The organism is Rhodococcus sp. P14, from assembly GCF_000256505.1.
Taxonomy (GTDB): domain Bacteria; phylum Actinomycetota; class Actinomycetes; order Mycobacteriales; family Mycobacteriaceae; genus Rhodococcus; species Rhodococcus ruber.
Genome location: NZ_AJFC01000089.1, coordinates 1 through 21,110, shown reverse-complemented (window position 1 = coordinate 21,110; position 21,110 = coordinate 1). Strand labels below are relative to the sequence as shown.

Sequence of the window (21,110 nt, the reverse complement as noted above, 5' to 3'; positions counted from 1 at the left end):
CCGCGGCGGAGCCGATGAGACGACGCGCGACGTCGGATTCGACCTCGGTGAAGATGCCGGCGAGGTCGTCGGTGATGGGCGTGTCGATCATGCTGGGTTCTCTCCGTCGCCGTGCTGGTCCGTTGACATCATGCACCGTCGTTGCTCTACTAAGTGAGCGCTTAGTGAATCTGCGGCCCTGTGAAAGGAACCTCCATGCCCGCTCCCGTCCTGTCCCGGCGTGACCTCGACTTCCTGCTCTACGAATGGCTGGACGTCGAGTCGCTCACCGCACGCGGCCGGTTCGCCGAGCACTCGCGGGAGACGTTCGACGCCGTCCTCGACCTCAGTGCGGACTTGGCTACCAAGCACTTCGCGCCGCACAACAAGAAGGCGGACGCCCAGGAGCCTCGGATCGGCGCCGACGGCAGGGTCGAGATCATCCCCGAGGTCAAAGCGGCCCTGGAGCTGTTCGCCAAGGCCGGGCTCATCGGCTCCTCCTTCGACGAGGAACTCGGCGGCATGCAGTTGCCGGTCACCGTGCTGCGGGCGGCGATGGCCTGGTTCCAGGCCGCCAACGCAGGCACCTCGTCGTATCCGTTCCTCACCGTCGGCAACGCCAACCTCATCGCCACCCACGGCAGCGAGGAGCAGATCGCCACGTACGTGCCGTCGCTGCTCGAGGGCCGGTTCTTCGGCACCATGTGCCTGTCCGAGCCGCAGGCCGGCTCGTCGCTGGCGGACATCACCACCAGGGCCGTGCCGCAGGACGACGGCAGCTACCGGCTCACCGGCACCAAGATGTGGATCTCCGGCGGCGACCACGAACTGTCCGAGAACATCGTCCACCTCGTGCTCGCGAAGATCCCCGGCGGCCCGGCGGGGGTCAAGGGCATCTCGCTGTTCATCGTCCCGAAGATCCTCGTCGGCGCGGACGGGCAGCTCGGTGAGCGCAACGACGTCGCCCTCGTCGGCCTCAACCACAAGATGGGCAACCGCGGCACCACCAACACGCTGCTGAACTTCGGCGACGGCACCTTCACCCCCGCGGGCCGCGCCGGCGCCGTCGGCTACCTGCTCGGCGAGCCGCACAAGGGCCTGTCGTACATGTTCCACATGATGAACGAGGCCCGCATCGGCGTGGGATTCCTCGCCACCTCGCTCGGCTACGCCGGCTACCTGCAGTCCCTCGAGTACGCCCGCACCCGCACCCAGGGCCGCCCCCTCGGCGACAAGGACCCGTCGTCCCAGCCCGTACCGCTGATCGAGCACGCCGACGTACGCCGGATGCTGCTCGCCCAGAAGGCCTACGTCGAGGGCGCACTGGCGCTGGGGCTGTACTGCTCGCAGCTCGTCGACGAGCAGCAGACCGCCGAGGACGAGGACGCGCGCGCCCGAGCCGGGCTGTTGCTGGACATGCTCACACCCGTCGCGAAGTCCTGGCCGTCGCAGTGGTGCCTCGAGGCGAACAGCCTGGCGATCCAGGTGCACGGGGGTTACGGCTACACCCGCGAGTTCGACGTCGAGCAGTACTACCGGGACAACCGCCTCAACCCCATTCACGAAGGCACGCACGGCATCCAGGGGCTGGACCTGCTCGGGCGCAAGGTGGTCATGCAGGGCGGGGCGGGGCTGGCGCTGCTCGGCGAGACGATCGGACGCACCGTCGCGCGTGGCACGCAGGCCGGCGGCGACGCCGCTCGCTACGCCGAGCAGTTGCAGGCGGCGGTGACGCGGGTGGGCGCCGCCACCGCCCGGCTGTGGGGGACCGGCGATCCCGAACTGGCGCTGGCCAATTCGTCGGTGTACCTCGAGGCCGTCGGGCACGTGGTCGTCGCGTGGATGTGGCTCGAGCAGCTCCTCGCGGCCGGGTCCCGGGAGGGCGACTTCTACGACGGTAAGCGCGCCGCCGCCCGGTACTTCTTCGCATTCGAACTGCCGAAGACCGGTCCGCAGTTCGATCTGCTCGACAGCCTCGACCGAACCACGCTCGACGTACTGCCCACCTGGTTCTAGGAGGCGGCTGCGCCGCCGGTGTGCCTTTTGGGCGGTCAGGACCGCCCAAAAGGCACACCGGCCGCGAAGCGGCACACCGTCACTCCGCTGTCGAAGGTTCTCGTCTCGAGACGGTCGAAGCGGTGCGGCTCGAAACCGTGCCGGAACAACGGGATTCCGTCCCCGGCGACGATCGGGTGGACCTTGAGCACCAGCTCGTCGATCGCGGGCAGCAGCGCGCCGGCGAGCGAACCGCCGCCGCAGAGCCAGATGCCCAGCCCGTCTTGCTGTTTGAGGTCGCGCACGTACTCGAGCGGGTCGGTCGCGACGAGGGTCACCGTCTCGTCCGGCGCCTGCGTCATCGTCGTGGTGAACACGTACTGCTGCAGGTGCCGGTAGCCGCTCGTCCAGCCGGCGTCCCGGGCCGGCTCCCACGTGCGCCGGCCCATCACGACGGCGTCGAAGTGTTTCGGCGGCCCCTCGATGCCGAGCGACCCGCGGGCGGGCGTCGGGATCGTCTCGGGGAACTCCTGCACCTGGTAGTGCGCGTGGTCACCTTCGAGGGGGAAGAAGTCGTAGCCCCCGGCCGGGTCGGCGATGAAGCCGTCGAGCGTGGTCGCCACGTAGTAGGTCAGTTTTCGCACGGAAGCTCCTCGCGTCGTCGACTACAACACCTGTGGTGGTCAAACTACAACAGGTGTTGTGTTCGGTGCTAGGGTTTTTCCGTGGCAGCGAATCCGGAGCGCCGAGCCCAGCTCGCGGACGCCGGTCTGCGCGTACTCGGCGCGGACGGTGCCCGCAAGCTGACCCACCGCGCCGTCGACCGGGAAGCCGGGGTGCCCCTGGGCACCTGCGCGAACTACTTTCCGACACGGGACGAACTCCTCGGCGCCCTCGGCGCGCGGATCTTCGAGCGGCTCGCCCCCGAGCCGGACCGGCTCGAGTCGCTCGCCGGCCGGACTCCGGATGTCGACCTCTACGTCGACTACATGCGCTACCTCGTCGAGCGCACGACCGCCCAGCCGGACCTGACCGTCGCCCTGATGGAACTGCGCCTCGAATCCCGCCGAAGTCCCGGACTCGCCGAGGTGCTCGGCGCGACGCTCTCCCGCAACTACCGGCTCGACGTCGAGTTCAACGACGCGGCAGGACTACCCGCCACCGCGCTCGACGTCGCCCTGCTGCACTTCGCGATCGACGGGCTCCTGCTGGATCTGCTGACCACCTCGATCGGCGCCGACGCCACCCCGGACCAACTCGTCACCGCGCTCGTCACCCGGCTGCTCGCCCGGCCGGGCACCGGCCCCCTCAGCGCCCCACCCGCTCCGCGAGCAGAGTGAGCGCATGGAAGACCGTCTCGGCCAGCACCTCCTCGGGCTCGCCCGGGAAGAACTTCTCCTCGGCGTGCGTAGGCCCGCGCCCGGCCACCCCGAACCACACCGTCCCCGGCTCCTGCCCGTCCTGGCTGTCCGGGCCGCCCGCGCCCGTCACCGCCACCGCGACGTCGGCACCGAGCAGGTCGACCGTCGACTCGGCCATGGCGCGCGCCGCGGACTCGCACACCACCGGACCCTCCGGCACCCGCAGCAGCGAGTGCTTCACGTCCCGCGAGTAGGCGACGACCCCGCCCCGGAACCACTCGGCGCTGCCCGGCGCCGCGCCGAGCCGCGCGGCCAGGGCGCCGGAGGTGAGCGACTCGGCGCACGCGACGGTCAGGCCGCGGTCGGCGGCGAGTCCGCCGATCCGCTCCGCGGTGGCGCTGGACCGCGCCGAACCTTCGGGAACGTCGTCGGGCATGGGGAACTCCTTCCGCCGGATGCTGTCCGGACTGTACCGGCCGGCGTGTCGTCGCCGGCGGCAACGGGTAGCCCGCAACCATGAACTCCGAAACCTCCCGCCCGGATCCGGGCGACGGCGTCACCATGGGCGTGGAGGAGGAGTTCCTGCTCGTGGACCCGGCGTCGGGCCGTCCCACACCGGGGTTCGACGCCCTGTACGAACAGCTTCCGCAGGTGCCCGGGGTGAACTTCGTCGGCGAGTTGCACCCGACCCAGATCGAGGCGGTGGGCGGGGTGTGCCGAACCCTCGACGACCTGCGGGCCCAGCTGACCGCGTCCCGGTCCGCCCTCCACGGTGCCGCCCTCCGCTGCGGGATGCGCATTGCCGCCACCGGGGTGCCCGAACGCGACGCCGGCCCCGGCACCGTCGTCGGGACGGGGCGCCGGGCCGCCATCGCCGACCGGTACCGCGCGCTGGTCGACGACTACCATGCCTGCGGCTGCCACGTGCACGTCGGCGTCGCCGACCGGGACACCGCGGCCGCCGTGGTGAACCATCTGACCCCGTGGCTGCCCACCCTCGTCGCGCTCGGGGCCAACTCCCGGCGGCACGACGGGCGTGACACGGGATACGCGAGCTGGCGCATCGTGCAACAGAGCCGGTTTCCCGGTTTCGGCCTGCCCCCGTACCTGCGTTCGGCCCAGCACGCCGCGGACCTTGTCGCACGCCTGGTCGGCGCCGGGGTGCTGCTCGACTCGCGGATGACCTTCTGGCTTGCCCGGCCGTCGGTGCACGTGCCGACGGTGGAGATCCGCGCGGCCGACACCGCGGCCACGGTGGACGGCACGGTCGTGCAGGCCGCCCTGGTCCGGGGTCTGGTCGGCGCGGCGCTCGACGATCTGCGCCGTGGTGTCGAGGCGCAGGCCGTCGAACCGGAGGTCGGTGCGGCGGCGGTGTGGAGTGCCGCCCGGTACGGTCTCGAGGGTCCGGCGGTGGATGTGCACACCGGCGCCCGGATCCCGGCTCGGGACCTGCTCACCCGTCTGCTGGACCGCGTCGCACCGGTGCTGCGGACCCACGGTGACCTCGACGTGGTGCGCACACTCCTGCCTGTCACGTCCCGCGTACCCACCGCGTGAGCACGGTGCCGTCGTCGTCGGCGAGGATGTGGGCGGGCCGCATCGACGTCGGCGCCGTCCGCGGGGCGGTGGCGATCCGGCCCGCCGGGCCGGCGGCGAGCAGCGGCGCCAACGTCAGGCACAGGTCGTCGACCACGCCGTCGGCGATCAGCTGACCGAACAGCCGTGGCCCGCCCTCGCACAGCGCACGACTCCAGCCCGCCGCCGAGAGGGCGTCCCGCACCGCGTGCCCGTCGATCGAGTGCTCGGCGACCAGTCGCACGTCCGCACCGGCGGCGGCGAGGGCCCGGCGGCGTTCCTCCGGTGCCGTCTCGCACGTGAGGACGACCGGCGCGACGGTGGTGTCGGTGAACAAGCGGCAGTCGGGGTCGAGGTCGCACGTCGCGGTGACGACCGCGACCGGCGGAATCTCCGGCAGCCCCGCCTCGGCGCGGCGCGCGCGCAGTCCCCCGCTCGTGCGGGCGCCGCCGTAGTTCTCGCTGCGGACCGTGCCCGCGCCGACGACGATCACCTCGGCCAGCGCCCGCAACAGACCGAACACCTTCTTGTCCGACGGCGTGCCGAGCCCACCCGAGCGTCCCTCCACGGCGACGGCACCGTCGAGGGACGACACGAAGTTCACCCGCAGCCACGGGGAGGACAGGTCCGGCGGGTAGGCGTAGAGGGCCCGCAGCTCGTCGTCGTCGAGTGGACGGGCCGGGCAGGTCGGATCGTCGAGGCGCCGCATCGCTCGATCACACCACGCTCCGCCGCGGTCCGGGGGCCCGGCACACCGCACCGGCGGCGGTCGCGTGCCGGCCGTGGCGTTTGGTCCGTCCGTGCCACGGGTACATCGGGAACCATGACCGCAGATCACCGGGTCCGCGACGGGTCGGAGGCCCCGGCCGACGATTCGCGCAAGCCCGACTCGCCGACCGACCTGACCACACCGTCGTGGAAGTACGTGCTGCGCAAGACCGCTCGCGAGTTCAGTCACGATCAGTGCACCGACCTCGCCGCCGGCCTCACCTACTACGCCGTCCTGTCGCTGTTCCCCGCTCTCCTCGTGGTCGTGTCGCTCCTCGGCGTGTTCGGCCAGGGGGGGACGACGGTGGACACGGTGCTGCAACTGGTCGAGGACCTCGGGCCCACCGACGCGGTGAACACGCTGCGCGGCCCCGTCGAACAGTTGGTGCAGGCACCGACCGCGGGCCTGGCTCTGATCCTCGGTATCGCCGGCGCCCTGTGGTCGGCCTCCGGCTACGTCGGTGCGTTCGGCCGGGCCATGAACCGCATCTACGAGATCGAGGAGGGGCGACCGATCTGGAAGTTGCGGCCCTGGATGCTCCTCATCACCGCGCTCGCCCTGATCGCAATGGGCGCGACGGCGCTCATGCTCGTCGTCAGCGGTCCCATCGCCCGGGCCGTGGGAGACGTGATCGGGCTCGGCGAGACTTCGGTGATGATCTGGAACATCGCGAAGTGGCCGGTCATCCTGCTGCTCGTGATCATGATCATCGCGGTTCTGTATTACGCGACGCCGAACGTGTCGCAGCCCAAGTTCCGCTGGATCAGCATGGGCGCGACCATCGCGATCGTCACGTGGATCGTGGCGTCCCTCGCGTTCGCCTTCTACGTTTCCAACTTCGGTAGCTACAACAAGACGTACGGCTCGCTCGCCGGCGCGATCGTCTTCCTCCTGTGGTTGTGGATCACCAACCTCGCGCTGCTGTTCGGCGCGGAGTTCGACGCCGAGCTCGAGCGCGGACGTCAGTTGCAGGCCGGTATCGAGGCGGAGGAGACGCTGCAGCTGCCGCCCCGGGACACCCGCAACATCGAGAAGAACGAGGAGAAGCGGCAGGAAGACATCGAGCGCGGCCGCGAACTCCGGCTCGCGCACGCCGCGTCGGGCCGCGAAGGCGCCGACGATGCGGAGGGCGACAGACCGGCCCCAGACGTCGCACGACACGGAAAGGACTCGACGATGACCGCGTCCCCCGGCGGCACGCACAGTGCCACGGACCCGAGCGAACTGTCCACCGCGCAACTGATCGAGCGGCTCAGCATTCAGGTGCCGACCCTCGTGCGCACCGAGGTCACCCACGCCCTCGACGAGGTGAAAGCCAAGGGTACCCGCGTCGGCGTGGGCGTCGGCGTCGCCGGCGCCGGGCTGATGTTGATCTACCTCGGCGTCGGCGCCCTCATCGCGACCGCGATCCTGGGGCTCGCCACCGTGCTCTCCCCGTGGCTGGCCGCGTTGATCGTCTCGTTGATCGTCCTGGCGGTCGGCGGCACCCTGGCCGCTGTCGGCGCGTCGCGGGCCAAGAACTCGGCCCCACCGGTGCCCAGCGAGACGGCGGAGAGTGTCCGCAAGGACGTGAACACCGTGAAGGAGCATGTGCGATGACCGGTCCCGAACCCGTACCGTCCGTCGAGCAGCAGCGCGCCGAGCTCGCCGCAACCGTCGACGAACTCGCGCAGCGCGTGGACGTGCCGGCACGCACCAAGGCCGCCGCCCACGAGAAGGTCGAAGCCGCCAAGCAGACCGCTGCCGAGAAACCGCAGATCGTCGCCGCTGTCGTCGGCAGCGTGGTGGCCGCGCTCGCGGTGCGGGCGGTGGTGCGGCGCCGTCGCCGACGCTGACATCCGCTCACTACACAGTCATCCGCTGCGACGACGGTCGCAGCGGATGACTGTGTGCGAAGCGGGTGTTGTCCACAGGCGGGCGTTCCATCCACAGATTCGGCCGTTCGGTGGCACGAGCGGCCCGTTCCCGTCACCGTCGCGGCACGCTGAAGCGGTGACCGAACCATTGCTGCGACGTTCCGCACTGGCCGCGGGACACACCGACGCCGAGCTGCGGCGCGCGGTGCGACGCGGGGAACTCCAGCGCCTGACCCCGGGCGTGTATCTCGACGCCGACGGCGTGCAGCTCCTCGACGACGTCGGGCGGCACCGACTGCTGGCGCGGACCGTCGGCACCGGACTCCGTCCGGCCGCCGCGATCAGCCACATCTCCGCGGCGGTCCTGCACGAATTCGACGTGTGGCAGACCGATCTCGCTCTGATCCACACCACCAACGGGCGCTCCGCCGGTGGGCGCCGGGGCCCAACGCGCTACGTGCACGCGGCGGTGCTCGGCGGCGACGTCGTGCAGCTCGACGGCGTGCGGGTCACCTCACCGGCGCGCACCGTCGTCGACCTGGCGCGAACGCTGCCCGTGGAGGAGGCCGTCGTCGTCGGGGACAGCGCGCTGCGCCGATATCCCGACCTCGACTTCCGAGCTCACTTCGACGCGCCGCGCGCGGGGATCGCCGCGGCGCGACGCGTCGTCGGGTTCCTCGACGCCCGGAGCGAAAGCCCCGGCGAGTCCCTGAGCCGGCTGCGCCTGCGCGACGCGGGTCTCCCGGTCCCGGTCCTGCAGCGGACGATCCACACCCCGGGCGGTGTGTTCGTCGCGCGCGTCGACTTCTTCTGGGAGCAGTGGGGCCTCGTCGGCGAATTCGACGGGATGGTCAAGTACGGCACCGTCGACGACGTGCGCGCAGAGAAGCACCGCGAGGACGCGCTGCGTGACCTGGGGCTGCAGGTGGTGCGGTGGACGTGGCCGGAACTGTTCCGGTTCGACGTGGTCGTGGAGCGACTCCGGCGAGCCGTCCATCGCAGCCGCTCGGCCCCCAGTCATCCGCTGTGACGATCGGAAAAGCGGATGACCGGCGGGCGAGCGGTTATCCGCGCAGTTGCTGCTCGAGCGCCTCGAGCACCGACGGGTCCTCGATCGTCGACGGCACCGTGTACTGCTCGTGGTCGGCGATCTGCCGCATCGTCTTGCGGAGGATCTTGCCGGAGCGGGTCTTCGGCAGGGCCTGCACCACGGTGACGTCCCGGAACGTCGCCACCGCGCCGATCTGCTCGCGCACCATCGCCACGAGTTCCTGCCGCAGCGTCTCCGGATCGATCTCGACACCGGACTTGAGCACCACGTAACCGGACGGCCGCTGACCCTTGAGCTCGTCGCGGATGCCGACGACCGCGCACTCGGCGACGGCCGGATGCGACGCGACGACGGCCTCCATGCTTCCGGTCGACAGGCGGTGACCGGCGACGTTGATGACGTCGTCCGACCTGCCCAGGACGAACACGTAGCCGTCCTCGTCGACGTAGCCGGAATCGCCGGTGAGGTAGTAGCCCGGGAACGTCTCCAGGTACGAGCGCCGGTAGCGGTCCTCGTCCTGCCACAGTCCGGTCAGGGTGCCCGGCGGCAGCGGCAGCGCGATCACGATGTTGCCCTCGGTGTTCGGTCCGACCGGCTTACCCTCCGCGTCGACGATGTCGAGGCGGTAGCCGGGCACCGGCACCGTCGGCGAGCCGGCCTTGATCGGCAGGGGCTCGAGTCCGCGCAGGTTCGCCGCGATCGCCCATCCGGTCTCGGTCTGCCACCAGTGATCGACGACGGGCCGGTCGAGCACCTTCGTCGCCCACTCGTAGGTGTCCGGGTCGAGCCGCTCGCCCGCCGCGAACAGCGTCCGCAGGGAGGAGATGTCGTAGTTCTCCAGCTCCTTCGCCTCGGGGTCCGCCTTGCGGACCGCGCGGATCGCGGTGGGGGCGGTGAACAACGCGACGACGTCGTTCTCGTTGATGATCCGCCAGAACGCACCGGCATCCGGCGTGCCCACCGGTTTGCCCTCGTACATCACGGTGGTCGCGCCGATCAGCAGCGGGCCGTAGACGATGTACGAGTGGCCGACGACCCAGCCCACGTCGGAGGCCGTCCACCACACGTCGCCGGGGGAGATGTCGTAGATGTTGCGCATCGACCAGGTCAGGGCCACCGCGTGCCCGCCGTTGTCGCGCACCACGCCCTTCGGCTTCCCCGTGGTGCCGGAGGTGTAGAGGATGTACAGCGGGTCGGTGGCGGCGACGGTCACCGGTTCGGCGGGGGCCGCGTCGGCGACGAGCTCGTCCCAGTCGAACCACGTGGCCAGGGAGGTCTTGTAGTCGGCCGCCGTGCCCGGGATCATCTCCCGGTTCTTGACGATCACGGTGTGCGGCGGGGTCTGCGACAGCGACAGCGCCTGGTCGACCATCGGCAGGTATTCGACGGTGCGACCCGGTTCGAGTCCGCCGGAGGCGGTGACGAGCAGAACGGGCCGGGCGTCGTCGATGCGGGTGGCGAGCTCCTTGGCGGCGAACCCGCCGAACACCACCGAGTGCACGGCGCCGATGCGGGCGCACGCGAGCATCGCGATCGCCGCCTCCGGGATCATCGGCATGTAGATCACGACGCGATCCCCGGCGACGACGCCCTGATCGCGCAGCACCCCGGCGAATGCCGCGACCTCGTCCAGCAGCTCGGCGTAGGTGTAGGTGTGCTTGGCGGGGACCATCGCCGAATCCCAGATCAGAGCGGGCCGGTCGCCGTGCCCGGCCTGCACGTGCCGGTCGAGGGCGTTGAAGCTGGTGTTGAGCGTGGCGTCGGGGAACCAGCGGAACGACGGTGCCTGCGAGCCGTCGAGGGCCCGCGTCGGCGCGGCCACCCAGTCCACGGCGCGGGCCGCCTCGAGCCAGAATCCCTCGGGATCCTCCACGCTCTGCCGGAAGGCCTCCGCGTACGAGCTCATCGATTCGCATCCTCTCTGACCACAGCTTGTGACGCCGACCACCCTATTCGAGATTCCCCGCCGGAAGGCACTGCCCGTTCGGCCGGTGCGCCGGGCGGCGCCTCGGCGTCGGTGAGCGGGGTGGCAGCTACCGGGGCAGGCCCAGCTTCCGGTAGCGCTCGAGCCGCCGCCGGTACCGCAGCGTCGCGTCCTGACCGACCAGCACGCCGAGTTCGCGGGCGACGGCGGCCCCGACGCGTTTGGCGAACTCGGTGGGCTCCTCCGCGGCGTCGGGGAACTCGGGGATCACACCGTCGACGACACCGTCGCGCAGCAGATCCCGGGAGCGGATGCCCTGGGCCGCTGCCATCTGCGGGGCGTGCGCGGTGTCGCGGTGCACGATCGCGCTGGCGCCTTCGGGCGGCAGCGGGGCGAGCCAGCCGTTCTGGGCGCACAGCACCCGGTCGGCGGGCAGCAGCGCCAGGGCGCCGCCGCCGGTGCCCTGTCCGAGGAGCACCGACACCGTAGGGGTCGGCAGAGTCACCAGGTCGGCCAGGCAGCGGGCGATCTCCGGCGCGAGTCCGCGCTCCTCTGCCTCCTTCGACAACGAGGCTCCGAGCGTGTCGATCACCAGCACCAGCGGAAGGCGGAGCTCGTCGGCCAGCCGCATCGCGCGCCGCGCCTCACGCAGCGCGCCCGGACCCATCGTCCGGGCCGCGGACTGGCCGCTGCGGTCCTGACCGAACAGCACGCACGACGCGCCGCGGAACCGGGCGAGCGAGACCAGCACGGTGCGGTCGGACTCGCCCTGCCCGGTGCCCGACAGCGGAACCTGCGCGGATGCCGCATGCCGCAGCAACTGCCGGATGCCGGGACGATCCCGCCGGCGGGAGAGCATCACCGACTGCCACGCCGGAACGTCGGGCACGGCGGCGGCGGAGGTGACCGCGGGACCCGCCGACGCGTCGACGGTCGTCGGCTCGGTGAGCACGCGGAGCATCCGGTGCACGAGCTGGCGGACCGCGGCGAGGGGCACCACCCCGTCGATCACGCCCTTCTGGGACAGGTTCTCGGCGGTCTGCACGCCCTCCGGGAAGTCCTCGTGGTAGAGCGCCTGATAGACGCGGGGTCCCAGGAAACCGACGAGGGCACCGGGTTCGGCGGCGGTGACGTGCCCGAGCGAACCCCACGAGGCGAACACCCCGCCGGTGGTGGGGTTGCGCAGGTACACGAGATAGCCGAGGTGCGCGGCCTTGTGGGCGGTGACGGCCGCTGCGATCTTGACCATCTGCACGAACGCGAGGGTGCCCTCCTGCATCCGGGTGCCGCCGGACGTGGGGGAGGCGAGCAGCGGCAGCTTCTCCCGCGTGGCGCGTTCCACGGCGAGGACGATGCGCTCGGCCGCCGCCACCCCGATCGATCCGGCGAGAAAGGCGAACTCGCAGGCGATCACCGCGATGCGCCGGCCGTGCACGGTTCCGACGCCGGTGATCACGGACTCGTCCACCCCGGACTTCGCCGCCGCGGCCTCGAGCTCCGCACGGTACTGCTCGTCGGGGTGCACGTCGACGGGGGCGGTGTCCCAGGAGTGGAAGCTGCCTGTGTCGAGCACGCTGTCGATGAACTCCTGCGCCGAGATCCTGGGGGCCATGGCACGACCCTAGCGGTGTGTCCTTCGGGCGCCTCCAGCCTCCCGAAGGACACACCGCCGCTACGCGCCCACGGCTTCCTTCCACGTGACGACGCGGCCGATGCGCAGGATGGACCGGCGGTAGATCCGCGCCCCGAGCACGCTCAGGGCGGCGGTCACGAGCAGCATCAGCACGATGGTGCCGACGATCTGCAGCGGTGTCGCCACGCCGGCAGCGATGCGCAGCGGCATCAGGATCGCCGAGAACGGCGGGATCCAGCTCAGCACGGTGCTCCACGTCGACTCGGGGTCGTCGACCGAGGAGAAGGCCGCGAAGAACATCGCGACGATGAGCACCATCAGCGGCGACGCCGTGGCGTTCACGTCCTCCTGCCGGGACACCATCGACCCGGCAGCGGCGTAGAGGACCGCGAAGAACGCGAACCCGAGGACGAACCAGCCCAGGGTGCCGGCGAGCGTGCCCAGGGCCGTGCCGGTCACGGTGAGCGTCCCGGTCGCGAGACCGGCACCGACCCCGGCCACTCCGTATGCGGTGAGTTGCAGCAGCCCCACGGCGCCGATGCCGACGATCTTGCCCCACAGCAGCTGCAGCGGGCGCAGCGTCGACAGCAGCAGTTCCACCACGCGCGACGACTTCTCCTCGACCACGCCCATCGCCACGTACATGCCGAACATCATGATCTGCATGTACAGCAGCACGACCGCGGCGATCGCCAGGGTGGTGCGCTGCCCCTGCTCCGGGTCCGGGGGATCGAGCGCTTCGACGGTCACGGTGGCGCGGGCGGTGTCCGCCGCCAGCGCCGACGGGTCGACGCCGCGCGCGGTGAGGGCGTCGACCTGGGCCTGCTGCGCGACGGCCGTGTCGATCGTCGCGCGCAGGGCCGGATCGATCTCCGATTCGGCGACGGCCGTGACCGAACCTCCCGGGCCCGGGATCAGCGCGACGTCGAGTTCGCCGTCGCGCACCCGGTCGCGACCGTCCCCGGCGTCGGGGACCTCGGAGACGTCGACGGAGCTGCCGGTGGCGTCCCCGATCGCGCTGATCGTTGCGCCGAGCGCCGGGTCGCCGACGACGCCGACGGTGGCGGCTTCGTCGTCGCCGGCGAACAGCGACACGGCGACGATGCCGCCGACGATGGCGAGCAGGACGATCGCGTTGCTGATCAGGAAGCTCTTCTTGCGGACCTGGGTGAGGAACTCGCGGCGGGCCACCAGGGCCACGGCGTGGACGGGACTCAGCGGGGCGCTCACGCGGCCACCACCTCTCGGAACAGGTCGGTCAGCGTCGGGCGATGGACGGAGAATTCGTGCACGGGACCGGTGGCGAGGGCGGCCCGGAGGATCTGCTGGTCGTCGGCGCCCTTCCCGAGCAGCAGAACGGTGCGGCCACCGCCGTGGGCGACGGTGGTGACGCCGGGCAGGTCGGCGGCCCAGCCCTCGGGGGCGTGCGGGGCGTGCACCTCGAGCCGGGCCGCGCCGTGGCCGCGCAGCTCGTCGACGGTGCCGACGGCGCGCATCGTTCCCTTGGAGATGATCCCGACCCGGTGGCAGAGCCGCTGCACGAGGTCGAGTTGGTGGCTCGAGAAGATCACCGGCACTCCGGTTTCGGCCTTCTCGATCAGCACGTCGCTCATGACGTCGACGGCGACGGGGTCCAGGCCCGAGAACGGCTCGTCGAGGACCAGCACCTTCGGATCGTGCACCAGGGCGGCCGCGAGCTGGACCCGCTGCTGGTTGCCGAGGGAGAGCGCGTCGACGGCGTCGTCCACGCGCTCGGCGATGCCCAGCCGGCCCGTCCATCGTGCGACGGCGGCGTCGGCCTCGGATCGTGACAGTCCGTGCAGGCGAGCAAGGTACGACAGTTGCGCTCCGACCTTCATCTTCGGGTACAGCCCGCGTTCCTCCGGCATGTACCCGATGGTGCGGCGCACGTCGAGGTCGACGGGCCGGCCGCCGAGCCGCACCTCGCCGGAGTCGGCGGCGAGGACACCGAGGACGATCCGCATGGTGGTGGTCTTCCCGGCGCCGTTGCTGCCGACGAAGCCGAACAACTCCCCGGGTCGCACATCGAAGGTGACGTCGTCGAGTGCGACGACGTCGCCGTATCGTTTCGAGACACCGTTGATCGTGAGCGTCACGTTTCCTCCGTCTTCCTCGGGTCGTTCTCTGCGTCAGTCGGTTTCGTCGGGATCGGGACTGTTCCAGGCGAGGATCATCGCGGGCAGGCACCCGCCGATCAGCGTCGCGGTCAGCGTCATGAGCCCGCCCGCATAGGCCATCCTGGGATGCATGCCGTCGGTCTGTACGCTGCCGACGACGAGATAGAGCACCGGAATCATCACCAGCGACTGGGTCACGGTCAGGGCGATCGAGCGAGCACTGTTGCGTTCCTGGATCTCTCGTTCGTCGAGTGCCGCGCGCGGGGCGTCGCCCTGCCTGCCGGAGACGATCTGCAGTGAGATCCACAGGGGGAAGAACGCCAGGCACGCCGGCAGCCACAGCAGTGGTCCCCGTTCGAAGAAGTGGCACAGCACGCCCACGGTGAACATGAGGACGAACGTGGCGGCGAGGGCCACGACGAGGATGCGACGGCGTCGTCGAGTGCGCCAGCGCGGCAACATGTTCCGGAACTTCCCCTCGTTCCTCAGGAAGCGCCGGGTGCGGTAGGCCTCGTACCGTTCGAGGAGAGTGGCATCGTGGACGGGCATCTCGGTCACTGTGCGTCACGTCCTTCGGTTGCGGTGCGGATTCGGTACACCTCGGTGGACAGCGGCCCGAACTCGGTGCGGGAGAACACGGCTTCGACCGGGAGGCCGAAGACGTCGCAGATGCGGAAGGCGAGGTCGAGGCTCGGGTAGTGGTCGCCGCGTTCGAGGGCGCCGACGGTCTGGGGATTGACCTCGACGAGTTCCGCGAGTTGCGCGCGGCTCATTCCGCGTTCCGCGCGCAGGACGCGGATGCGGTTGTGGATCGGCAGGGTTTCCCCCCGACGTACCGGGCTCATACAACGAATTGTTGTAAAAACCCAATGTTTCGTCAAGTGGGGGTCGCGGGGGAGCGCGCGAAACGGACATCGACAACTCTCGGTAGGTTCGCCGATGTCCGAAACGGGTGAGGCTACTCGAGCAGCCCGCGGAGCCGGTCGATCTCGCGCCGGTCCCGCTTGGTGGGCCGGCCCGTGCCGCGGTCGCGGCGGGGGAGGGAGGCGAGGATCTCCTTGGGCGGGGGTGGGGGACTGTGGTCCTCGTAGGCCTGTGCTGCGATCGGTGCACCCACCCGCTTGGTGAGCAGCTGCGTCACCCGCACGATCCGTTCCGCCCCGGCGACCCGGACCCGCACCTCGTCGCCGACCTTCACCGCCTGCGACGGCTTCGCGGGGGTGTCGTTGACCCGTACGTGCCCGCCCCGGCACGCGGCCGCAGCCGCGGAGCGCGTCTTGAACAGGCGTACCGCCCAGGTCCAGCTGTCCACCCGCACACTGCCCGGCGTCATGCCGGTTCCTCCGTCAGCCGCCCGCCGTCGAGGTGCCATCGGCGGGTCGAACGGGTGGTCGCAAGCATCCGGCGGTCGTGGGTGACCAGCATCAGCGTGCCCTCGAAGCTGTCGACGGCCTGCTCGAGCTGCTCGATCGCGGGCAGGTCCAGATGGTTCGTCGGTTCGTCGAGCACCAGCAGGTTCACCCCGCGGGCCTGGAGCAGGGCGAGTCCGGCCCGGGTGCGTTCCCCCGGCGACAGGGACGACGCGGACCGCAGCACGTGGTGACCCCTGAGCCCGAACTTGGCGAGCAGCGTCCGCACGTCCGCGTCCGGCCAGTCCGGCACCTGCGCGGCGAACGCGTCGACGAGCGGCTCGTCGCCCTCGAACAGCGCGCGTGCCTGGTCGACCTCGCCGATCTTCACGCCCGACCCGAGGGTCGCGGTGCCGGCGTCGGGGCGGATGCGGCCCAGCAGCGTGCGTAGCAGGGTCGTCTTCCCGGCGCCGTTCGGGCCGGTGAGAACGATCCGGTCGCCCCACTGCACCTGCGTGGTGACGGGCCCGAGCACGAAGTCGCCGCGGTCGACGCAGGCGCCGTCGAGGGTGGCCACCACCGTGCCGCTGCGCGGTGCCGCGGCGATCGACATGCGCAGCTCCCACTCCTTGCGCGGTTCCTCGACCACGTCGAGGCGCTCGATGCGGCGCTGCGTCTGCCGCGCCTTCGCCGCCTGCTTCTCGGTGGCCTCGGCGCGGAACTTCCTGCCGACCTTGTCGTTGTCCTTGGACTTGCGCCGGGCGTTGCGAACCCCGTGCTCGAGCCAGTTGCGTTGCATCCGGGCGCGATCCTCGAGCTCCTGCTTGGTGTCCGCGTACTCCTCGTACGTCTCGCGGGCGTGCCGCCGTGCCACCTCCCGCTCGACCAGGTACGCCTCGTAGCCGCCGTCGTACACCGCGATCTGTTGCTGGACCGGATCCAGTTCGACGATCCCGGTGACCGTGCGGGCCAGGAACTCGCGATCGTGGCTGATCACCATCAGCGCGGTGCGGGTCTCGGCGACGAACCGCTCGAGCTGATCGAGCCCGGCCAGATCGAGGTCGTTGGTGGGCTCGTCGAGCAGCAGCACGTCGTACCGCGAGAGCAGCAGGGCCGCCAGCCCGGCCCGCGCCGCCTGCCCTCCCGACAGCCCCGTCATGGGCGCGTCCAGCCCGACGTCGAGGCCCAGGTCGGCGACGACCTTCTCGGCGCGTTCGGCGAGATCCGCGCCGCCGAGCGCGAGCCACCGCTCCAGGGCGGGGGTGTAGTCGTCGACGTCGGTGCTCCCCAGCGCCTCGGCCGCCGCGTTCATCGCGTGCTCGGCCGCGGTGACACCCGTTCGACGGCCGAGGAAGCCGAGGATCGTCTCGCCCGGGACGCGCTCGGGTTCCTGGGCGAGATACCCGACCGTGGCGTCGGGCGGACCGAACGCGACCGTGCCGGTGACGTCGGCGGTGCCGACCCCGGCGAGCGTCGCGAGCAGGGTGGACTTGCCTGCGCCGTTCGCGCCGACCAGACCGATCACGTCGCCGGGCGCGACGGTCAGGTTCAGGTCGGTGAACAGGGTGCGTTCGCCCCGGGAGGCGGACAGGCCGCTGATGCGCAGTGTTGCAGTCACCTCTCGATTATCCCCACGCCCGCCGCGGGGTTTCCGGATGGTGGGATGCGGGGAACACCGGGCGGCCGGATCCGGTTGCGTCGATCATGACCGTTCCCACGATCACCCTCAACGACGGCAACACGATTCCGCAGCTCGGCTTCGGCCTGTGGCAGGTCGAGGACGAGCAGAGCTACGACGCGGTGACCGAGGCGCTGCGGGTGGGCTACCGCAGCATCGACACCGCGGCGATCTACGGCAACGAGGCGGGCACGGGCCGCGCGCTGCGCGACTCGGGCGTCCCCCGCGACGAGCTGTTCGTCACCACCAAGCTGTGGAACAGCGACCAGGGCTACGACTCGACGCTGCGCGCCTTCGACACGAGCCTCGCTCGGCTCGGCCTCGACTACGTCGACCTGTACCTGATCCACTGGCCGGCACCGGGCCAGGACCGCTACATCGACACCTTCCGCGCCTTCCAGAAGATCAAGGCCGAAGGCCGGGCCCGTTCGATCGGTGTCTCCAACTTCCGGATCGAGGACCTCGACCGGCTGATCGACACCGTCGGCGAGGTCCCGGCCGTCAACCAGATCGAGCTGCATCCGCGGTTCGACCAGGCCGAGCTGCGGGCCTACCACACCGGCAAGGGCATCGCCACGGAGGCGTGGAGTCCCCTCGGCCAGGGCACCGTGCTCGACGACCCCACGCTGACCTCGATCGCGCAGGCTCACGGCCGCAGCGTCGCGCAGGTGATCCTGCGCTGGCACATCCAGCTCGGCAACATCGTCATCCCCAAGTCCGTCACCCCCGAGCGCATCGCGAGCAACTTCGACGTCTTCGGCTTCGAGCTGACCGCGGACGACCTCGACCGGATCCGCGGGCTGCACGACGACAGCGGCCGCATCGGCGGCGACCCCAGCACGTTCTCCTGATCGGCGGCGGCGGCGGTGGTGGTGGTGACCGAATGTGACACGCGTTCGATCTGATCGACGCAATGTGACATTCGGTCACCGCGTTCGGCCTGCACGTGCGGCCTGCACGATGAGTTCTCCCGGTCCGGCCGGTCCGTATCGATACGGGCTCCGGCCGGAGCCGGGAGAGGAGTCGTCGTGAGTACACCGGTCACCACCACCGTCGATGCGCGTTTCGGGGACGACGGGGAGCCGCCCCTGCCGTGGTCCGACACCGAGGAGCTGCTCGAGTCCGCACAGCTGTACTGGCTCAGCACGGTCCGGCGCGACGGCGTCCCGCATGTGACGCCGCTGATCGGACTGTGGCATGCGGGCGGATTCGTCTTCTGCACGGGTCCGGGTGAGCAGAAGACCCACAACCTGCGGCACAACGATGCCGTCGCGGTCACCACGGGTGTCGCGACCTGGGCGGCCGGCACGGACGTCGTCGTCGAGGGCCGCGCCCACCGGGTCACCGACGGCGACGCGCTACACGCCGTCGCCGAGGCGTACTACGTCAAGTACGGCCAGCAGTGGCGTTTCGAGGTCCACGGTGACGCCGTCGGTCCGGTGGACGATCCGGGCTGGGTCTTCCGCGTCGTGCCGAGCAAGGTGCTCGTCTTCGCCAAGGGCCCGTTCGGCCAGACCACGCACCGGTTCGCCTGAGCTGCCCGTGGGCCGAATGTCACATCCGGTCGATGTGATCGACTGAATGTGACATTCGGCCAAAGGGGTTCGGGGGTCAGCGCGGCGGGCCGACGTCCAGGACGACGCGGGCGGTGCGGTGCCGGCCGGTGACGTCGAGCCAGCCGATCTCCACGCTGTCGCCCGGACGGCGCGCCATCAGCATGTCCTCGAGGTCCACCGTGGTCGAGACGGGGCGCCCGTCGAACGCGACGATGACGTCGCCGATCTCGAGGCCGGTGCCGGCGGCGGGGGTGCCGTAGCCGACCCACAGCACTTCGGCGCCCGTTTCCTCGTTGCCGGTCCGGTCGGTGGTGACGCTCACGCCGAGCAGCGGGGTCGGGCCGACGTGTACCGTCCCCGCGCTCGTCCCGGTACGGACCTGGTCCACCACGTCGAGGGCGGTTCCGATGGGCACTGCGTACGCCTCGGGTGGGTCGGGGACGGCGGCCGGGTCCGGTTCGACCGCCCCGGCGGTGTTGACCCCCACGACGGTGCCGAACGCGTCGACGAGCGGGCCACCGGAGTCTCCGGGCCGGATCGCCGCGCTGACCTGCAGCATTCCGCGCAACCGACGTAGCGATCCGTCCATCGAGTCGCGCACCGACACCGTCTTGTCGACGGCGACGATCGTGCCGGGTGCCGGCACGACGACGCCGCCGCCGTCCGCGTTGCCGAAGGCCGTCACGGGCGAGCCCGGTTGGGGAAGGGGCGTCTCGGTCACGGCCGCGACGGGCAGACCGGCGGCGGAGCCGAGTTGCAGTACGGCGATGTCGAGGGTGGAGTCGTAGCCGAGCACCGCGACGTCGTAGCTCGCGCCGGTGTGGGGGCTCACCGCGCTGATGTCGGTGGCTCCGGTGACGACATGGTGGTTGGTGAGCACCGTGCCGTCGGCCGTGAGGACGATGCCGGTGCCCGAGATGCCGCGCCAGCCGCGGTTCGCGGTGAGGGTGACGACGGCCGGAGCGATCCGTTCCGAAACCTCCTCCGCCGTCGGCGGCACGATCGGCAGAGCGGGCGCCGCGGGCGGTGGTGGCGGCACAGCGATCTCGACCGTCGCCGGTGCGGTGAGCACCAGGCCGGCGGCCACCATCGCCAGAACGGCGCCGAGGCGGCGGATCACGGCCCCGGCGCGGTGGCCGCGAGGTGGTCGACGAGTTCGCGGGCGGCGGCGCGACCGGCGCGGTTCGCGCCGATGGTCGACGCCGAGGGCCCGTATCCGACGAGATGGATCCGCGGGTCCGCGGCGACCTGCGTCGCCAGCTTGCCCGTCATGGTGATGCCGCCGCCGGGATTGCGCAGGCCGAGGGGGGCGAGGTGGTCGAGGGAACTGCGAAAACCGGTGCACCAGAGGATGACGTCCACGTCGAGCGTGGTGCCGTCGGACCATCGGACGCCGGTCTCGGTGATCTCGTCGAACATCGGGAGGCGGTCGAGTGCGCCGCGTTCACGCGCCGCGCGGATCGCGGGCGTGACCGGCAGACCGGTCACCGACACCACCGATCCGGGCGGCAGGCCCCGCCGGACCCGGTCCTCGACGAGTGCGACGGCGGACCGCCCGAGCTCCGGCGTGAAATCCTCGTCACGCCAAGCAGGTTCGCGGCGGGTGACCCAGGTGGTGTCGGTGACGCGGGAGATCTCGTCGAGCAGCTGCACCGCCGAGATGCCGCCCCCGACGACGAGGACGTGCCGGCCGGCGAACTCGTCGGCGCTGCGGTAGTCCCGGGTGTGCAGCTGTCGTCCGCGGAAGCGCATCGCCCCCGGGTACCAGGGCACGAAGGGGTGTTCCCACGTGCCGGTGGCGTTGACCAGCCCGCGGGCGGAATACACCCCGTGGTCGGTCTCCACCCGCAGGCGCTCGCCGCGGTCGCACACCACGCCGACCTGGACGGGGCGGTGCACCGGCAGGTGAAAGCGCGCCGCGTAGGCGCGGTAGTACTCGGGCACCGCGGAGGAGGCCGGGACCTGTCCTGCGGTGGTGTCGACCGCCTCGGAGAACGGCCACCCCGGCAGGTCGTGCACTCCGTTGACGGTGCTCAGTGTCAGGGAGGGCCACCGCTGCTGCCATGCGCCGCCGGGGCCGAACGACCGGTCCAGGACGACGAACCCGGACTGCGGTTCGATGCCGAATCGTCGCAGGAAGTAGGCGGTGGACAGCCCGGCCTGACCCGCGCCGATCACGACGACGTCGACGGTGGTGGCCGGTGTGTCCGTCGTCATCACCGCTCTCCCTTCCGTGGGTCCGTCTT

21 protein-coding genes are annotated in these 21,110 nt (G+C 71.0%); 8 read left to right on the top strand and 13 right to left on the bottom strand.

The features are described from left to right. Window positions 1–195: 195 nt before the first annotated feature. Window positions 196–1,995 (top strand): acyl-CoA dehydrogenase, encoded by a 1,800-nt coding sequence (locus tag OEY_RS0106750; protein ID WP_010593133.1) that lies wholly within the window; start codon window positions 196–198, stop codon window positions 1,993–1,995. Between the two features lie 35 nt (window positions 1,996–2,030). Here OEY_RS0106750 and OEY_RS0106745 read toward each other — a convergent pair whose 3' ends face one another. After that, entirely contained in the window at window positions 2,031–2,618 is a 588-nt protein-coding gene (locus OEY_RS0106745) for a dihydrofolate reductase family protein (RefSeq protein WP_010593132.1), read from the bottom strand. An 81-nt stretch (window positions 2,619–2,699) separates the two neighbouring features. Here OEY_RS0106745 and OEY_RS0106740 point away from each other — a divergent pair, with 81 nt between their 5' ends. Next, entirely contained in the window at window positions 2,700–3,314 is a 615-nt protein-coding gene (locus tag OEY_RS0106740; RefSeq protein ID WP_010593131.1) for a TetR/AcrR family transcriptional regulator, read from the top strand. On the opposite strand, the gene OEY_RS0106735 is transcribed toward OEY_RS0106740, so the two are convergent. Continuing rightward, window positions 3,283–3,771: a CinA family protein gene (locus OEY_RS0106735; RefSeq protein WP_010593130.1), complete on the bottom strand. Its 489-nt coding sequence runs from the start codon at window positions 3,769–3,771 to the stop codon at window positions 3,283–3,285. The genes OEY_RS0106740 and OEY_RS0106735 overlap by 32 nt on opposite strands. 80 nt (window positions 3,772–3,851) lie before the next feature. Here OEY_RS0106735 and OEY_RS0106730 point away from each other — a divergent pair, with 80 nt between their 5' ends. Then, window positions 3,852–4,892, top strand: coding sequence for a carboxylate-amine ligase (locus OEY_RS0106730; protein ID WP_010593129.1), 1,041 nt, complete (start codon window positions 3,852–3,854; stop codon window positions 4,890–4,892). On the opposite strand, the gene OEY_RS0106725 is transcribed toward OEY_RS0106730, so the two are convergent. Next, on the bottom strand, window positions 4,867–5,619 hold the full coding sequence (locus OEY_RS0106725; RefSeq protein ID WP_010593128.1) for a pyrimidine reductase family protein: 753 nt from the start codon (window positions 5,617–5,619) through the stop codon (window positions 4,867–4,869). The genes OEY_RS0106730 and OEY_RS0106725 overlap by 26 nt on opposite strands. A 114-nt stretch (window positions 5,620–5,733) precedes the next feature. Here OEY_RS0106725 and OEY_RS0106720 point away from each other — a divergent pair, with 114 nt between their 5' ends. The 3 genes from OEY_RS0106720 (at window position 5,734) to OEY_RS0106710 (ending at window position 8,565) form a co-directional block, all read left to right on the top strand. Further along, on the top strand, window positions 5,734–7,278 hold the full coding sequence (locus OEY_RS0106720; protein WP_010593127.1) for a YhjD/YihY/BrkB family envelope integrity protein: 1,545 nt from the start codon (window positions 5,734–5,736) through the stop codon (window positions 7,276–7,278). Beyond that, window positions 7,275–7,514 (top strand): DUF3618 domain-containing protein, encoded by a 240-nt coding sequence (locus OEY_RS0106715; RefSeq protein WP_010593126.1) that lies wholly within the window; start codon window positions 7,275–7,277, stop codon window positions 7,512–7,514. The genes OEY_RS0106720 and OEY_RS0106715 overlap by 4 nt, the downstream gene beginning before the upstream one ends. A gap of 157 nt (window positions 7,515–7,671) precedes the next feature. After that, a complete protein-coding gene (locus OEY_RS0106710; RefSeq protein ID WP_010593125.1) occupies window positions 7,672–8,565 on the top strand; it encodes a hypothetical protein in 894 nt (297 codons plus the stop codon). 34 nt (window positions 8,566–8,599) lie between these two features. Here the strand turns inward: OEY_RS0106710 and OEY_RS0106705 are convergent, their stop codons facing one another. The 8 genes from OEY_RS0106705 to OEY_RS0106670 all read right to left on the bottom strand — a co-directional run bounded on the left by OEY_RS0106705 (window position 8,600) and on the right by OEY_RS0106670 (window position 17,248). Beyond that, the gene (locus OEY_RS0106705; protein ID WP_010593124.1) at window positions 8,600–10,492 is read right to left on the bottom strand and encodes a propionyl-CoA synthetase; all 1,893 of its coding nucleotides are present in this window, start codon (window positions 10,490–10,492) and stop codon (window positions 8,600–8,602) included. A 127-nt stretch (window positions 10,493–10,619) separates the two neighbouring features. After that, a complete protein-coding gene (locus OEY_RS0106700) occupies window positions 10,620–12,122 on the bottom strand; it encodes a carboxyl transferase domain-containing protein (protein WP_010593123.1) in 1,503 nt (500 codons plus the stop codon). A gap of 60 nt (window positions 12,123–12,182) precedes the next feature. Next, complete coding sequence (locus tag OEY_RS0106695) at window positions 12,183–13,373, bottom strand: ABC transporter permease (protein WP_010593122.1); 1,191 nt, start codon at window positions 13,371–13,373, stop codon at window positions 12,183–12,185. Next, a complete protein-coding gene (locus OEY_RS0106690) occupies window positions 13,370–14,260 on the bottom strand; it encodes an ABC transporter ATP-binding protein (protein WP_010593121.1) in 891 nt (296 codons plus the stop codon). Before OEY_RS0106690 ends, OEY_RS0106695 begins: the two co-directional genes overlap by 4 nt. Before the next feature lie 33 nt (window positions 14,261–14,293). Then, window positions 14,294–14,839: a hypothetical protein gene (locus tag OEY_RS0106685; protein ID WP_010593120.1), complete on the bottom strand. Its 546-nt coding sequence runs from the start codon at window positions 14,837–14,839 to the stop codon at window positions 14,294–14,296. Then, window positions 14,836–15,126, bottom strand: a complete 291-nt coding sequence (locus tag OEY_RS0106680; RefSeq protein ID WP_010593119.1) for a helix-turn-helix transcriptional regulator — start codon at window positions 15,124–15,126, stop codon at window positions 14,836–14,838. The genes OEY_RS0106685 and OEY_RS0106680 overlap by 4 nt, the downstream gene beginning before the upstream one ends. 113 nt (window positions 15,127–15,239) lie before the next feature. Further along, window positions 15,240–15,614, bottom strand: a complete 375-nt coding sequence (locus OEY_RS0106675) for an RNA-binding S4 domain-containing protein (protein ID WP_010593118.1) — start codon at window positions 15,612–15,614, stop codon at window positions 15,240–15,242. Then, a complete protein-coding gene (locus OEY_RS0106670) occupies window positions 15,611–17,248 on the bottom strand; it encodes an ABC-F family ATP-binding cassette domain-containing protein (protein ID WP_010593117.1) in 1,638 nt (545 codons plus the stop codon). Before OEY_RS0106670 ends, OEY_RS0106675 begins: the two co-directional genes overlap by 4 nt. Window positions 17,249–17,334: 86 nt before the next feature. Between OEY_RS0106670 and OEY_RS0106665 the strand changes: the two genes are divergently transcribed. Both OEY_RS0106665 and OEY_RS0106660 read left to right on the top strand, forming a co-directional pair. Further along, on the top strand, window positions 17,335–18,159 hold the full coding sequence (locus OEY_RS0106665) for an aldo/keto reductase (RefSeq protein WP_010593116.1): 825 nt from the start codon (window positions 17,335–17,337) through the stop codon (window positions 18,157–18,159). Between the two features lie 177 nt (window positions 18,160–18,336). Continuing rightward, complete coding sequence (locus OEY_RS0106660) at window positions 18,337–18,843, top strand: pyridoxamine 5'-phosphate oxidase family protein (RefSeq protein ID WP_010593115.1); 507 nt, start codon at window positions 18,337–18,339, stop codon at window positions 18,841–18,843. Between the two features lie 76 nt (window positions 18,844–18,919). Here OEY_RS0106660 and OEY_RS0106655 read toward each other — a convergent pair whose 3' ends face one another. Together OEY_RS0106655 and OEY_RS0106650 are read right to left on the bottom strand one after the other, a co-directional pair. Then, window positions 18,920–19,984, bottom strand: a complete 1,065-nt coding sequence (locus tag OEY_RS0106655) for a S1C family serine protease (RefSeq protein WP_010593114.1) — start codon at window positions 19,982–19,984, stop codon at window positions 18,920–18,922. Then, window positions 19,981–21,081, bottom strand: coding sequence for an NAD(P)-binding domain-containing protein (locus tag OEY_RS0106650; RefSeq protein WP_010593113.1), 1,101 nt, complete (start codon window positions 21,079–21,081; stop codon window positions 19,981–19,983). Before OEY_RS0106650 ends, OEY_RS0106655 begins: the two co-directional genes overlap by 4 nt. Between the last annotated feature and the right edge of the window lie 29 nt (window positions 21,082–21,110).

What these genes read in the sequence shown, in the direction of transcription:
- OEY_RS0106750 (WP_010593133.1), top strand. Translation starts at nt 196, where the DNA reads ATGCCCGCTCCCGTCCTGTCCCGGCGTGACCTCGACTTCCTGCTCTAC.
- OEY_RS0106735 (WP_010593130.1), bottom strand. Translation starts at nt 3,771, where the DNA reads ATGCCCGACGACGTTCCCGAAGGTTCGGCGCGGTCCAGCGCCACCGCG.
- OEY_RS0106730 (WP_010593129.1), top strand. Translation starts at nt 3,852, where the DNA reads ATGAACTCCGAAACCTCCCGCCCGGATCCGGGCGACGGCGTCACCATG.
- OEY_RS0106725 (WP_010593128.1), bottom strand. Translation starts at nt 5,619, where the DNA reads ATGCGGCGCCTCGACGATCCGACCTGCCCGGCCCGTCCACTCGACGAC.
- OEY_RS0106720 (WP_010593127.1), top strand. Translation starts at nt 5,734, where the DNA reads ATGACCGCAGATCACCGGGTCCGCGACGGGTCGGAGGCCCCGGCCGAC.
- OEY_RS0106715 (WP_010593126.1), top strand. Translation starts at nt 7,275, where the DNA reads ATGACCGGTCCCGAACCCGTACCGTCCGTCGAGCAGCAGCGCGCCGAG.
- OEY_RS0106705 (WP_010593124.1), bottom strand. Translation starts at nt 10,492, where the DNA reads ATGAGCTCGTACGCGGAGGCCTTCCGGCAGAGCGTGGAGGATCCCGAG.
- OEY_RS0106700 (WP_010593123.1), bottom strand. Translation starts at nt 12,122, where the DNA reads ATGGCCCCCAGGATCTCGGCGCAGGAGTTCATCGACAGCGTGCTCGAC.
- OEY_RS0106680 (WP_010593119.1), bottom strand. Translation starts at nt 15,126, where the DNA reads ATGAGCCCGGTACGTCGGGGGGAAACCCTGCCGATCCACAACCGCATC.
- OEY_RS0106675 (WP_010593118.1), bottom strand. Translation starts at nt 15,614, where the DNA reads ATGACGCCGGGCAGTGTGCGGGTGGACAGCTGGACCTGGGCGGTACGC.
- OEY_RS0106665 (WP_010593116.1), top strand. Translation starts at nt 17,335, where the DNA reads ATGACCGTTCCCACGATCACCCTCAACGACGGCAACACGATTCCGCAG.
- OEY_RS0106650 (WP_010593113.1), bottom strand. Translation starts at nt 21,081, where the DNA reads ATGACGACGGACACACCGGCCACCACCGTCGACGTCGTCGTGATCGGC.